This window comes from Agromyces sp. Y575 (assembly GCF_059445445.1).
This window is the reverse complement of sequence record NZ_JCAIUI010000002.1, coordinates 124212-138174: the sequence shown is the minus strand read 5'-3', so window position 1 is coordinate 138174 and position 13963 is coordinate 124212. Positions and strand designations below refer to the sequence as shown.

Below are 13963 nucleotides of genomic sequence, written 5' to 3'. Positions count from 1 at the left end.
CTGAGTTCTGCACGGCGATGTCGAACGACGCACGCTACCCGGCCGGCGTGCGCTCCGCGAGCATCCCGGTCATGAGCTCGATCTCCGAGGTCTGGCTGTCGACGATCGAGCGTGCGAGCGAGACGACGACGTCGTTCGAGGAGCGCGCGAGCGCGGCATCCGCCATCTCGACCGCGCCCTGGTGGTGGGCGATCATGAGCTCGAGGAAGCGCCGTTCGGCGTCGATCCCGGTCAGGCCCCGCAGTTCTTCGACCTGGGCCGGCGTCGCGAGGCCGGGCATCGGCGCGCCCGGTTCATGAGCGGCGGGGTCGGTGGCGTGGGCGTCATGGCCGGACGCGCCGTCGGCCGCGGGCCGGGTCATCCACGTCATCGACGGCTCGCTGCCGGCCTGCGAGAGGCCCCACTCGGAGAGCCAGCCGTACATCTGCCCGGCCTGCTGGGCCTGCGTCGTCGCGATGTCGTAGCCGAGCAGGCGCACTTCGGAGTCGTCGGTCGCGTCGCGCACGATCATCGCGAGCTCGACGCCCTGCAGGTGGTGCACTTGCATGTCGCGGGCGAACCCCGCTTCGGCGCTCGTGTCGGTGGGCGTCGGCTCGGCGAGCGTCGAGAGTCGGCCGATCGAGAACGCGGCGATCGCGACGACGACGAGGGCGACGGATGCCACGACGATGACGGCGACCCGGCCGCCGCGCCGGGGCTCGGGGCTCGGGGCTTCGGTGCCGGCGGTCACGACACCTTGCCGGGCGCGTCGTATGCGCCCGTGCAGAGCGCGCCGGGCTCGGGCACATTCTGGCTCTTCCAGAACTCCTCGAAGAACGCGGGGATGCGCGTGTCGCCGGCATCGTCGACGGCGAGCTGCGTGTTCCAGCCGCTCAGCACGATCGGCGAGGGGAGGTCTTCGAAGGGAGAGAGCACGACGTACGTCGATGGCAGGTGCTTCTTGAGCGCATCGAGCTCGCCGGCGGGCAGCTCGGAGTCATAGGTCACCCAGATCGCGCCGTGCTCGAGCGAGTGCACGGCATTCTCGTTCGGCACGGGCTGCTCGTAGACGCCGCAGTTCAGCCACATCTGGTTGTGCTCGCCGCCCGCGGGCGGGGTCTGGGCGTAGTCGACGACGCCCTCGACGTGGCCGGCGGGGTTGTCGAACGTCTCCACACCCTCGATCTCGGTGCCGTCGCCGCCAGCGCTGTACGAGACCGGCTGCGGGGTCAGCACGATCGCCGCGATGAGCAGCCCGACGACCGCGACGCCGCCGACGACGGCCGACCAGATGCCGATGCGCCGATTGCGCTTGGCGCGAGCCTCGCGCTTCCTGAACTCCTCGAGCTTGCGCGCGCGCTCTTCGGCGCGCTGCTGCTTGATCGACAGCTGCTTCTTGACTGCGGGGGGAACGGGCGGGGTCGCGCTCACGCGTGGGCCTCTCTCGAAAGGTTGTCGTTTCAATCATACGAACGCATACGCTGGGAGAACACCCTGCTCGCGGCATCCGCTCGCCTCTTCTGCTCGCTGAGCCCGTCGAAGCGCAGGCCGCCCGTTCGAACGCCCTTCGACAGGCTCAGGGGGCGTAATAGGCAGGCTCAGGGGGCATAATAGGCAGGCTCGAGGGGCACAGTAGGATGGCCTCGCGATCCTCGCGCTGTGTTGTCGCCGCTGACGTCGACCGACCCCGCACGCCCGATCGTTCGCCGCTCTCGTCCGCCCACGAAGCGGACCGAGCCGACCAGCTAGGACACCAGCATGAAGTACGCAGAATCCATCGTCGATCTCGTCGGCGACACCCCGCTCGTGAAGCTGCAGCACGTCACGAAGGGGGTGACGGATGCCACGGTGCTGGTCAAGCTCGAATACCTGAACCCCGGCGGCTCATCGAAAGACCGCATCGCGGCTCGCATCATCGACGCGGCCGAACGCGAGGGCAAGCTGAAGCCCGGCGGCACGATCGTCGAACCGACCTCGGGCAACACCGGGGTGGGGCTCGCGCTCATCGCGCAGCAGCGCGGCTACCGCTGCGTGTTCGTGTGCCCCGACAAAGTCGGCGAAGACAAGCGCAACGTGCTCACGGCCTACGGCGCTGAGGTCGTCGTGACGCCGACCGCGGTCGCGCCCGACAGTCCCGAGTCGTACTACGGCGTCTCCGATCGGCTCGCCCGTGAGATCCCGGGGGCGTTCAAGCCCGACCAGTACTCCAACCCCAACGGGCCGCGCTCGCACTACGAGACCACCGGCCCCGAGATCTGGCGCGACACCGAGGGCAAGGTGACGCACTTCGTCGCCGGCGTGGGCACGGGCGGCACGATCACGGGAACCGGACGGTATCTGCGTGAGGTGTCCGAAGATCGCGTGCGCATCGTCGGCGCCGACCCTGACGGCTCGGTGTACTCGGGCGGCACCGGCCGGCCGTACCTCGTCGAGGGCGTCGGCGAAGACTTCTGGCCGACGGCGTACGACCCCGCGGTGCCGCATGAGATCATCGCCGTCTCAGACGCAGAGTCGTTCGACATGACCCGGCGGCTCGCTCGTGAAGAGGGCGTGCTCGTCGGCGGCTCGAGCGGCATGGCCGTAGTTGCGGCGCTCAAGGCCGCGGCATCCGCCGGCCCCGACGACGTGTTCGTGGTGCTGCTGCCCGACGGTGGTCGCGGGTACCTCGGCAAGATCTTCAACGACAAGTGGATGCGCGCCTACGGCTTCTCGAACGCGCCCGCCGGCCACACGATCGCCGAGCTGCTCGCGGCGAAGGCCGACCGCACGGCACCCCTCGTCTACGTGCACCCGAACGACACGGTGCGCGAGGCGATCGACCGCATGACCGAGACCGGGGTCTCGCAGTTGCTCGTGCTGACCGCCGAACCGCCCGTCGTGCTCGGCGAGGTGCTCGGTGCGCTGAATGAAGAGACGCTGCTCGACCTGGTGTTCTCAGGCCAGGTGAAGTTGACCGACAAGGTCTCGAGCGTGGTGGGCGACTCGCTGCCGCTCATCGGGGTGAATGAGCCCGTGGCATCCGCTCGCTCTGCGTTCGGGGCGGCGCCCGCGATGCTCGTGACCGATGGCGGCAAGGCGCTCGGCGTCATCACCCGCACCGACCTGCTCAGCTACCTCTCGGCCTGACGCGCTTTCTGCTTTTTTCAGGAAGTTCTCCGGCTGCTCCGGCAGACCGGCCACCGATCAAGTCCTCACCCTTCATTTCGACTAGAAAGCAGCGGCACGCTCATGAAAACTCCTGAAAACGGCGCGCCAGGGGCCCGCTTCGACACCCGCGCGATCCACGCCGGCCAGGAGTCCGATCCGACGACCGGCGCGGTCATTCCACCCATCTACGCGACGTCGACGTATGTGCAAGACGGCATCGGAGGCCTCCGCGGCGGCTACGAGTACTCGCGCGGCGGCAACCCGACCCGCACGGCCCTCGAGACCCAGCTCGCCGCGCTCGAGGGCGGCGTGCGCGGCCTGTCGTTCGCGTCGGGCCTCGCTGCCGAGGATGCCCTGCTGCGCACCGTGCTCGTGCCGGGCGATCACGTCGTCATCGGCAACGACGTCTACGGCGGCACTCACCGGCTCATCCGTCGCATCCACGGCGCATGGGGCGTGCGGCATACGACCGTCGACACGAGCGACCTCGATGCGGTGCGCGGGGCGATCGAGCCCGGCACAAAGGTGTTGTGGGTCGAGACGCCGTCGAACCCCCTCATGAAGATCTCGGATGTCGCGGCGCTCGCCGAGCTCGGTCGTGAGGCCGGCGTGCTCGTGGTCGTCGACAACACCTTCGCCTCACCGGCGCTGCAGCAGCCGCTCGCACTCGGCGCCGACATCGTCGTGCACTCGACGACGAAGTACCTCGGCGGCCACTCCGATGTCGTCGGCGGCGCGCTCGTGTTCGGCTCGGAGACGGGTGCCGGGCGAGCCGAGCTCGCCGACCTCGTCGAGCGGGTGACGTTCACGCAGTTCGCGGCGGGAGCGGTCTCGGGGCCGTTCGACGCGTTCCTCACCTCGCGGGGCATCAAGACCCTCGGCGTACGGATGCAGCGGCACAGCCAGAACGCCCTCGCGATCGCGCAGCGTCTCGAGGGTCACGCGGGCGTCGAGCGCGTGTACTATCCGGGGCTCGAGTCGCACCAAGGACACGAGCTCGCCGCCCGGCAGATGTCGGGCTTCGGCGGCATGCTGTCGATCGCGCTCACCGGCGGCGGCGAGGCGGCCAGACGGTTCGCGGAATCGACCGAGCTGTTCCAGCTCGCCGAGTCGCTCGGCGGCGTCGAGTCGCTCGTCAACTACCCCTCGGAGATGACGCACGCCTCGGTGAAGGGCACCGAGGCGGAGGTGCCCGAGTCGATCGTGCGTCTGTCGGTCGGCATCGAAGACGTCGCCGACCTGCTCGCCGATATCGACGGAGCGCTCGCGCGCCTGTAGGCCCACGCTGGTCGCGTAGCGCCCGCCTGTGGGCCCACGCAGGTCGAGTAGCGCCCGACGAAGGAGGACGCGTATCGAGACCCATCGCGGGTGGGTCTCGATACGCTCCTTCGTCGCTACTCGACCGGCGGTGGGCGACCGGCGGCCACGAATGCGAGTCAGTGGGCGTGCCCGTTTGCGGTGGGCGCGGATTACGGCCGCGCATGGGCCGCGCAGGGTTGGCAGTTTATCGACGTAGCATGTCCGGGCTGCCAGCGGTGACCGTCGGTGGGATGCCCCAGAATGTGCTGGTGACTTCGAATGATACTTCCGTGGCGGCCGGCACCGCAGCCGCCGTCGCAGGCGCTGTCGGCGCGCCAACCGGCGCCGCCTCGCCCCCGCAGGCGCATCGCGGCACCCTCGGTCTCGTGCAGGGCACGGCCCTGTACATCGCGAGCGTGCTGGGCACCGGCATCCTCGTGCTCCCGGGGCTCGCGGCTGCGGCGGCGGGCCCCGCGTCGATCGTCGCCGTGGCTGCAGTGCTCGTGCTCTCCATCCCGCTCGCCGGCACCTTCGCGGCGCTCGCCTCGCGCTACCCCGACGCGGGAGGGGTGGCCAGCTACGTGCGCCGTGCACTCGGCGGCACCGCTGCACGCATGGCCGGCTACTGGTTCTTCTTCGGTGTCTGCGTCGGCGCGCCCGTGCTCGCGATCCTCGGCGGCGAGTACGTCGTCGCCGTGCTCGGCGTCGACCGTGCAGCCGTGCCGATCATCGGCTTCGCGGTCTTCGTGCCGCCGTTCATCGCAAACTGGTTCGGCATCCGCGTCGCCGGCTGGGTGCAGTTCGTGCTCACCGGGCTGTTGATCACCGTCGTGGTCGGTGTCGTCGCCGTCACGTTCCCGGCGGTCGACGCGGCCAACTTCGAGCCGTTCCTGCCGAACGGCTGGGGCGGCGTCGGCATCGCGATCAGTCTCTTCGTGTGGGCGTTCGCCGGTTGGGAGGTCGGCACCCACCTCGCCGGTGAGTTCAAGAACCCACGGCGCACGATCCCACTCGCGACGGCGATCGCCGTCGTCGTGGTGGGCGCGGGCTACCTCGCACTGCAATTCGTCACCGTTGCAGTGCTCGGCGATCGTGCAGGCGAGGGGCAGGTGCCGCTGCTCGACCTCGTCGAGACGACCGCGCCCGGCATCGGGCCGGTGCTCGTCGCGATCATCGCGGCGATCGTCACGGTCGGCGTGATGAACGCGTACCTGCCGGCTTTCGGCAAGCTCGGTGCCGCGCTCGGTCGCGACGGGGACCTGCCGCGGTTCTTCGCGAAAGGCGCGGCCGACGGCGAGGTGCCGCGCCGAGCCCTCGCGCTCACGGGAGTGCTCATCGTCGTCTACTTCGGGCTCATGCTGCTCAACGACCTCGACCTCACGGGCTTCATCCTCATTCACACGAGCAACATGGTCGCGATCTACGCCGTGGGCATGCTCGCCGCGACCCTGCTGCTGCGCCGCTGGTCGTTCGGCTGGTGGCTCGCCGTCGTCGCGACCGTCATGACCGCCGGGCTCCTCGTGCTCGCCTGGGCGAACCTCGTCGTGCCGCTCGTGCTCGCCGTGGCCGCCGTCATCGTCACGGTGGTGCGCCGAGTGCGCACGCCGACGTCGCGCACGCCGAAGTCGCCCACGCCGACAATTGCAGAGGAACCACTGTGACCGACTACAGAGCCCACTTCGATGCCGATATCGCGTTCGTGAACGGGGGCGGCCTTCGCGCCGAGGCCTTCCGGCTCGACGTGCCGTCGGCCGAACTCACCGAGGGCCAGATCGGCGAGTTGCTCGTACGCCACCTCGGCCTCGCCCTCGTCGGCAGCATCGAACTCTCGAACCTCGCGATCGTCGAAGAGGCGCACCGCGGGTCTCGTGGCGTGGCCGATGCAGGCGTGCATGCGAGCGAGACGAGCGAGGCGGCATCCGCTGGGCTCGACGTCACGCAGCGCGGTCGTCTCGTCGACCTCAGCCACACGATCAGCGCCGGGCTCGTGACCTACCCCGGTCTTCCCGTACCGGTGATCACGCCGCACCTCACGCGCGAGGCGTCACGCGCGGTCTACGCGCCCGGCACCGAATTCGAGATCGACGTCATCGCGATGGCCGGCAACACGGGCACCTACCTCGACAGCCCGTTCCACCGCTACGACGGCGGCGGCGATCTCGCGAGCCTGTCGCTCGAAACGCTCGTCGGCGTGCCCGCCGAGGTCTTCGGGTTGACGGATGCCGCCGAGCGCGGCATCCCCGCCGAGGTCTTCTTCGACCGTGACCTCGCCGGCACGGCCGTGCTGCTGCACACCGGCTGGAGCCGTCACTTCGGGCGGCCCGAGTACGCGCACGGATCGCCGTTCCTCACCGAGGCGGGCGCCCGGCACCTCGCCGATGCCGGAGTCGCGATAGTCGGCATCGACTCCCTCAACATCGACGACACCGAGTCGGGGGGCGAGCGGCCGGCGCATTCGATTCTTCTCGCGGCGGGCATCCACGTGGTGGAACACCTCACCGCGCTGGCCGACGTGCCGCCGCGCGGGGCGCGGTTCACGGCGGTGCCGCCTCGCGTCGCAGGCTTCGGCACCTTCCCGGTTCGCGCGTTCGCTGAGTTGCCGCTGTCGTAGGTTTCGAGACGGCGCTGGCGCGCCTCCTCAACCCGCTCGGTGTTCATGTTGTGGTTTCGAGACGGCGCTGGCGCGCCTCCTCAACCCGCAGAAATCGCGAATCGGTCGAATCGAGCATGTCGGAGTGTTGGCACCGCCCCTCGAGTGCGTGAGGATGGACAGATGATCGCACCCGAGTATTCCCTCCGCGACGGCAACACCATCCCGGCACTCGGGCTCGGCACCTACGGTCTCAACGATCAAGCGGGCATCGACGCGATAACCGGGGCCATCGCCGATGGCTATCGCCTCATCGACACGGCGTACAACTACGGCAATGAAGAGGCCGTGGGCGAGGCGATCCGCCGCACCGACGTCGATCGCAGCGACCTCGAGATCACGACGAAGCTTCCCGGCCGTCATCACGGGTTCGACGAGACCATCGCGAGCTTCGAGCAGTCGCGTTCCCGCCTCGACCTCGACTGGGTCGACCTGTACCTCATCCACTGGCCGCTGCCGCGCATCGACAAGTACGTCGACAGCTGGCGAGCGATGATCTCGCTGCGCGAGAAGGGCCTCGTGCGCGCGATCGGCGTTTCGAACTTCACGCCGGCGCAACTCAGCCGCCTCATCGACGAGACGGGTGTCGTGCCGGTCGTCAATCAGGTCGAACTGCACCCCTACTTCCCCCAGCAGGAGTTGCGCGCCTTCCACGACGAGCACGAGATCCGCACCGAGAGCTGGAGCCCGCTCGCTCGCCGCACCGAACTCCTCGAGGAGCCGGTCGTCACGGCGATCGCCAGAGCGCATGGCGTCTCGCCGGCGCAGACGGTGCTGCGCTGGCACGTCGAGCTCGAGTCGGTACCGATTCCGAAATCGTCGGATGCCGCGCGCCGACGTGAGAACCTCGACGTCTTCGGGTTCACGCTCACGACAGAAGAGGTCGACGCCATCTCGTCGCTCTCGCGCGGGCGCATCTGGGGCGCAGACCCCGACACGCACGAAGAGCTCTGAGGTCGCCGCGCCTCTCGGCTTGAGTTCAAGCCCGCTTGAAGTCGTAGGCTCGACAGAGTGACCGAACCGACCGCTGAGACGCCAACACCGACCGCTGAGACGCCAACACCGACCTCGACCGACGATGCCGAGACCTCGCGGGGCGCATCAGCCGAGGCATCCGCCGCTGCAGTATCGCCGGTGCCTGCCGGCGGTCCGCTGGCGATGCCGTACCGCTGGCTCTCGATCGGCATGTTCTCGCTGATCTTCCTCGCGGCGTTCGAGGCGATGGCGGTCACGACCATCATGCCGCTCGTCGCCGAGCAGCTCGACGGCGAGTCGCTCTTCGCGCTCGCGTTCGCAGTGCCGCTCGCTGCCGGCATCATCGGCATGGTGCTCGCGGGCAACTGGACCGACCGGTCGGGGCCGATCCCGTCGCTCGTCACCGCGGCCGTGCTGTTCGTGCTCGGCCTCGTGATCGCGGGCACCGCCGTGAACATGGAAGTGTTCGTCGTCGGGCGCTTCGTGCACGGACTCGCTGGCGCCGCCGTCATCGTGCCCCTCTACGTCATTGTCGGTCGGGTCTACCCCGAGGAGCTGCGGGCGCGGGTCTTCGCGGGCTTCGCTGCAGCGTGGGTCATTCCGTCGATCGTGGGGCCGGCGCTCGCCGGCGTCGTCGCGGAAGCCACCAGCTGGCACTGGGTGTTCCTCGGCGTGATCGTGCTGATCGTGCCGGCAGCCGCGATGATGCTGCGGCCGATGCTCCGTGTGCGCGACCAGGTGCAGGGCGACACGTCGGTGCGCTGGAGCCTCGGGCGCGTTGGCTGGGCGGTGCTCACCGCCGCGGCCGCGCTCGCCCTGTCGCTCTCGAAGGAGGTCGGGGAGCCGTGGCGCTGGGTCATCGCCGTCGTTGCCATCGTGCTCGTCGCCGTGGCCGTACGACCGCTGCTGCCCGCCGGCACGTTGCGTGCCGCGCGCGGCATGCCGGCGACTGTGCTGCTCCGGCTCATCGTCGCCGGTGCGTTCTTCGGCTCCGAGATCTACCTGCCGTACCTCTTCATCGAGCGATACGACTTCTCACCCAGCCTCGCCGGGGCGGTGCTCACCGGCGCGGGCGTCAGCTGGGCTGCCGCGTCGTGGCTGCAGGGCCGACTCGGCGACCGTGTGTCGAACACGCAGGCGGTACAGATCGGTGCCGCGCTGCTCACGGTGTCGCTGGCGATCGTGCTGCTCGTCGCGGCATTCACCCTCACGCCCGCGATCGCATTCGTCGCGTGGACCTTCGCGGGCGGCGCCATGGGCTTCATGTATCCGCGATTCTCGGTGGCGGTGTTGAAGCTCTCGCCGGTCTCGGCGCAGGGGTTCAACAGCGCGGCGCTGTCGATCGGCGAGTCGCTCGGGGCATCCGTCGCCCTCGCCGTCACCGCTCTCGTTGCGAGCGCGGTCGTGGGAGGGGCGTTCACGGCCGAGTTCGCCGTGACCGTCGTGATCGCGCTTGTGGCGGTGGTGCTCGCGTCGCGCGTGAAGCCCCGCGGCGGGGCGGCCGTCGGCGTCTGAATGGTCATCGCGAGCTCGGATCGAACGCCGTCGCAGCGCGTATGACGTGACCTCGTGTCGCCGTGACACCCCCATGTGACTGTCACACGATCCGCAATGCGCGGGAACCGGCGCGCGCGTGCATAATGGAACCGCCGCCGATGTGAACGTGCACATTGGGGTGAACGGTCTGGTTGTGATTCCTGAGACTCCCAAAGGGCGGGCGCCCAGCATCCGCGATGTGGCGCGCCTCGCCGAGGTCTCGCATCAGACCGTCTCCCGGGTGCTGAACGACCACCCGAGCATCCGGCCCGAGACCAAAGAGCGCGTGCTGGCCGCGATGGAGACGCTGCAGTACCGGCCGAATCGCGCTGCGCGGGCGCTCGTCACGAGCCGCTCGCACACGATCGGCGTGCTCGCCGCCCGGAGCAGCGAGTATGGTCCGGCGACGAGCATCGCGGCGATCGAAGACGCGGCGCGCGAGCACGGCTACTACGTGAACACCGCGAACCTCACCGAGGCCACGCCCGAGGGCATCGCCGACGCGCTCGAGCACCTCATGCTGCAGGCGATCGAGGGGCTCGTCGTCATCGCCCCGCAGGTGCGAGTCTTCGACGTGCTCGCCACCTCGCCCATCGGGGTGCCGTTCGTGAGCCTCCAATCCACCGGGCGCAGCGATCATCTCGCTCTCTCGGTCGACCAGGTCACGGGTGCGCGCCGCGCCACGCAGCACCTCGTGAGCCTCGGACACCGCGAGATCGTGCACCTGGCCGGTCCGCAGGACTGGATCGAAGCCGAGGCCCGCATGCGTGGCTTCCTCGACGCGATCGATGATGCCGACCTCACGCTGCACCCGCCGATCCTCGGTGATTGGAGCGCCGACTTCGGCTACTTCGCCGGCCGCGAGCTCAGCCGGCACCTCGACTTCACCGCGGTGTTCGCGGCGAACGATGTGATGGCGATCGGCCTCATGCACGCGTTCCGCGATGTCGGCCTCGACGTGCCGGGGGAGGTCAGCGTGGTCGGCTTCGACGACATTCCGGTGGCCCAGCACGTCTGGCCGCCGCTCACGACGGTGCACCAGGACTTTCACGAGATCGGGCGCCGCGCCGTGGCGCTGCTCCTGAACCAGGTGCACGGGCGCGAGGTGGCCGAGGTCGAGGAGATCGTACCGAGGCTCGTCACGCGAGGGTCGACGGCGGAGGCATCCGGTCGGCGCCCTCGTTATGCAAGCGTGACTGGCTCGGCTTGACAGGGAGGAATCTCAGATGCACCATAGGGATCGATGTGAACGGTCACACGTGATCGCACGCAGATACCGCCCCGAACGAATGACATCGAGGTTGCACGTGAACGAGTCGCCGACGACGCCCCTTGCGGAACCCCGCGAGCGTGGATCGGTCGAAGCCATGCCCGCGGGCCGGTCCGCACGTCGCCGACCCGCCACAGGAGACGCCCGATGAGCCCGCAGCCCATTCTCGAGATGCGCTCCATCACCAAGGAGTTCCCGGGCGTCAAGGCGCTTGCGGATGTCTCGCTCACGGTGATGCCCGCCGAGATCCACGCGATCTGCGGTGAGAACGGCGCCGGCAAGTCCACCCTCATGAAGGTGCTCTCCGGGGTCTACCCGCACGGCACCTACACCGGGCAGATCATCTTCCGCGGCGAGGAGGTGCAGTTCAAGGACATCCGCCAGAGCGAACAGGCCGGCATCGCGATCATCCACCAGGAGCTCGCGCTCATTCCCGAGCTGTCGATCACCGAGAACATCTTCCTCGGCAACGAGATCAACCACGGCGGTCGCATCGACTGGCGCGCCGCGAAGGTGCGGGCCATCGACTTGCTCGCGCGCGTCGGCCTCGCCGAAGACCCGGACACGCAGATCAAGCACCTCGGCGTCGGCAAGCAGCAACTCGTCGAGATCGCCAAGGCGCTCGCGAAAGACGTGAAGCTCCTGATCCTCGACGAGCCCACCGCCGCCCTCAACGAAGACGACTCGCAGCACCTGCTCGACCTGATCCGCGGCCTCAAGGGCAAGGGCATCACCTCGATCATGATCTCGCACAAGCTCAACGAGATCGAAGAGGTCGCCGACGAGATCACGATCATTCGCGATGGCCACGCGATCGAGACGCTCGACGTCAGTTCCGGCGGGGTCGACGAAGACCGCATCATCCGCGGCATGGTCGGCCGCTCGCTCGAAAGCCGCTTCCCCGACCGCACGCCGCACATCGGCGAGGTGTTCTTCGAGGTCAAGGACTGGACGATCCAGCACCCGCAGGTGCCCGAGCGGCTCGTCGCCAAGGGATCGAACCTGAACGTACGCCGCGGCGAGATCGTCGGGCTCGCCGGGCTCATGGGTGCCGGTCGCACCGAACTCGCGATGAGCATCTTCGGCCGCTCCTACGGCAACTACCTCTCGGGCACGATCGTGAAAGACGGCAAGGAGATCGTGCTGAAAGACGTCGAGTCGGCGATCAACCACGGCCTCGCTTACGTCAGCGAAGACCGCAAGCAGCTCGGGCTGAACCTGCTCGACACGGTCAAGCGCTCGATCGTCGCCGCGAAGCTCTCGAAGATCGCCAAGCGAGGCGTGATCGACGAGTCGCAGGAGTTCGGCATCGCCGAGGACTACCGCAAGCAGTTGCGCATCAAGACGCCGAGCGTCGATGTGGGTGTCTCGAAGCTCTCGGGCGGCAACCAGCAGAAGGTCGTGCTCGCGAAATGGATGTTCACCGACCCCGACCTGCTGATCCTCGATGAACCGACGCGCGGCATCGACGTCGGCGCCAAGTACGAGATCTACACGATCATCCAGGCGCTCGCCGCGCAAGGCAAGGGCGTGATCCTCATCTCGAGCGAGCTGCCCGAACTGCTCGGCATCGCCGACCGCATCTACACGGTGTTCGAAGGTCAGATCACCGACAATATCCCCGCATCCGAAGCCAACCCCGAGGCGCTCATGCGCAGCATGACCTCGACGAAGAAGAAGGCGAACGCATGAGCACGACGGCGAACGACCCGACCGCCCAGAAGAAGGGCGGGTTCTCCGACATCCGCAAGATCTTCGGAGGCGGCCAGTCGAGCCTCCGCCAGTTCGGCATCCTCGGCAGCCTCATCCTCATCATCGTGATCTTCCAGATCTGGACGGGCGGGCTGACGCTCTCGCCGACGAACCTCATCAACGTCGTCAACCAGTACTCCTACATCCTGATCCTCGCGATCGGCATGGTGATGGTCATCATCATGGGCCACATCGATCTCTCGGTCGGGTCGGTCGCCGCCTTCACCGGCATCATCGTGGCGAAGTCGATGGCGGAGTGGAACTTCCCGTGGCCGCTCGCGATTCTGCTCGGCATCGCCGTCGGGGCGGCGATCGGCGCCTGGCAGGGATTCTGGGTGGCGTTCGTCGGCGTGCCGGCATTCATCGTGACCCTGGCCGGCATGCTCATCTTCCGTGGCGGCAACCAGTTCATCGGGCAGTCGACGACGACGCCGGTGCCGCCGGAGTTCGGCCAGATCGGTGCCGGCTACCTGCCCGAGCTCGCGCTGCCCCTGAACTTCAACGTGCTGACGATGCTGCTCGGCGTCATCGGTGCCGGCTGGATCGTCTGGAACGAGATCCACATGCGCCGGGTGCAGAAGAAGCTGGGCTCCGACTCGGCGCCGGTCTGGGTGAGCGTCGTGAAGGTCATCGTGCTCGCCGGCGTGCTGCTCTGGGCGGCGTGGCTGTTCGCCACGGGACGCCCCGGCACGAGCTTCCCGATCTCGGGCATCATCCTCGTGGTGCTCGTCATCCTGTACTCCTTCATCACCCGCAACACGATCTTCGGCCGACACATCTACGCGGTCGGCGGCAATCGCCTCGCCGCGACGCTCTCGGGTGTCAAGGACCGACGCGTCGACTTCTTCGTCATGATGAACATGTCGGTGCTCGCCGCGCTCGCGGGCATGATCTTCGTCGCCCGTTCGACGGCCTCGGGCCCGCAAGACGGCAACGGCTGGGAGCTCGACGCGATCGCCGCGGTCTTCATCGGCGGCGCGGCCGTCTCGGGCGGCATCGGCACCGTGATCGGCTCGATCGTCGGTGGTCTCGTGATGGCGTTCCTCAACAACGGCCTGCAACTCATCGGTGCCGGCGCCGACGTCGTGCAGATCATCAAGGGGCTCGTGCTCCTCCTCGCCGTCGCGGTCGACGTGTGGAGCAAGCGCCAGGGCCGCCCGTCGATCCTCGGCATCTGGTCGACGCGGCGCAAGGCGCGGCTCGAGACGCAGGCACCGGACGAGGCGCCGACGGTCGCCCCGACAGGGCCGTCCAACGTGTCGTCGCGGCCCGAGGACCTTTCACGGCGCTGAGGTCACCGCCGCGGCATCCGCTCATTCGTCACCGTCCAAGAGAAGTCCGACAATCCCAATCAG

The 13963-nt window shown here is 68.4% G+C and carries 11 protein-coding genes; 9 read left to right on the top strand and 2 right to left on the bottom strand.

Annotation, left to right across the window (positions count from 1 at the left end; genetic code table 11):
• Positions 1–34: 34 nt before the first annotated feature.
• Positions 35–730, bottom strand: coding sequence for a DUF305 domain-containing protein (locus AC1C2U_RS06790; RefSeq protein WP_495360978.1), 696 nt, complete (start codon positions 728–730; stop codon positions 35–37).
• On the bottom strand, positions 727–1410 hold the full coding sequence (locus AC1C2U_RS06785; RefSeq protein WP_495360977.1) for a thioredoxin-like domain-containing protein: 684 nt from the start codon (positions 1408–1410) through the stop codon (positions 727–729). Before AC1C2U_RS06785 ends, AC1C2U_RS06790 begins: the two co-directional genes overlap by 4 nt.
• Before the next feature lie 327 nt (positions 1411–1737).
• Between AC1C2U_RS06785 and AC1C2U_RS06780 the strand changes: the two genes are divergently transcribed.
• The 9 genes from AC1C2U_RS06780 to mmsB all read left to right on the top strand — a co-directional run bounded on the left by AC1C2U_RS06780 (position 1738) and on the right by mmsB (position 13900).
• The gene (locus AC1C2U_RS06780) at positions 1738–3105 is read left to right on the top strand and encodes a cystathionine beta-synthase (RefSeq protein WP_495360976.1); all 1368 of its coding nucleotides are present in this window, start codon (positions 1738–1740) and stop codon (positions 3103–3105) included.
• A 102-nt stretch (positions 3106–3207) separates the two neighbouring features.
• Complete coding sequence (locus AC1C2U_RS06775) at positions 3208–4404, top strand: cystathionine gamma-synthase (RefSeq protein ID WP_495360975.1); 1197 nt, start codon at positions 3208–3210, stop codon at positions 4402–4404.
• A 290-nt stretch (positions 4405–4694) separates the two neighbouring features.
• A complete protein-coding gene (locus AC1C2U_RS06770) occupies positions 4695–6086 on the top strand; it encodes an APC family permease (RefSeq protein WP_495360974.1) in 1392 nt (463 codons plus the stop codon).
• Positions 6083–7036: a cyclase family protein gene (locus AC1C2U_RS06765; RefSeq protein ID WP_495360973.1), complete on the top strand. Its 954-nt coding sequence runs from the start codon at positions 6083–6085 to the stop codon at positions 7034–7036. Before AC1C2U_RS06770 ends, AC1C2U_RS06765 begins: the two co-directional genes overlap by 4 nt.
• A 162-nt stretch (positions 7037–7198) precedes the next feature.
• On the top strand, positions 7199–8029 hold the full coding sequence (locus AC1C2U_RS06760; RefSeq protein ID WP_495360972.1) for an aldo/keto reductase: 831 nt from the start codon (positions 7199–7201) through the stop codon (positions 8027–8029).
• Positions 8030–8086: 57 nt separating this feature from the next.
• Positions 8087–9565, top strand: a complete 1479-nt coding sequence (locus AC1C2U_RS06755) for an MFS transporter (RefSeq protein WP_495360971.1) — start codon at positions 8087–8089, stop codon at positions 9563–9565.
• Between the two features lie 142 nt (positions 9566–9707).
• On the top strand, positions 9708–10796 hold the full coding sequence (locus tag AC1C2U_RS06750; protein ID WP_495360970.1) for a LacI family DNA-binding transcriptional regulator: 1089 nt from the start codon (positions 9708–9710) through the stop codon (positions 10794–10796).
• A 207-nt stretch (positions 10797–11003) separates the two neighbouring features.
• Positions 11004–12548 (top strand): multiple monosaccharide ABC transporter ATP-binding protein, encoded by a 1545-nt coding sequence (gene mmsA / locus AC1C2U_RS06745; protein WP_495360969.1) that lies wholly within the window; start codon positions 11004–11006, stop codon positions 12546–12548.
• Positions 12545–13900 carry a multiple monosaccharide ABC transporter permease gene (mmsB, locus tag AC1C2U_RS06740; RefSeq protein ID WP_495360968.1) on the top strand — a complete coding sequence of 452 codons (1356 nt, stop codon included), beginning with the start codon at positions 12545–12547 and terminating at the stop codon, positions 13898–13900. Before mmsA ends, mmsB begins: the two co-directional genes overlap by 4 nt.
• Positions 13901–13963 lie beyond the last annotated feature (63 nt).

Coding starts and splice junctions, on each gene's coding strand:
- mmsB (WP_495360968.1), top strand. CDS start 12,545: ATGAGCACGACGGCGAACGACCCGACCGCCCAGAAGAAGGGCGGGTTC.
- AC1C2U_RS06775 (WP_495360975.1), top strand. CDS start 3,208: ATGAAAACTCCTGAAAACGGCGCGCCAGGGGCCCGCTTCGACACCCGC.
- AC1C2U_RS06780 (WP_495360976.1), top strand. CDS start 1,738: ATGAAGTACGCAGAATCCATCGTCGATCTCGTCGGCGACACCCCGCTC.
- mmsA (WP_495360969.1), top strand. CDS start 11,004: ATGAGCCCGCAGCCCATTCTCGAGATGCGCTCCATCACCAAGGAGTTC.
- AC1C2U_RS06760 (WP_495360972.1), top strand. CDS start 7,199: ATGATCGCACCCGAGTATTCCCTCCGCGACGGCAACACCATCCCGGCA.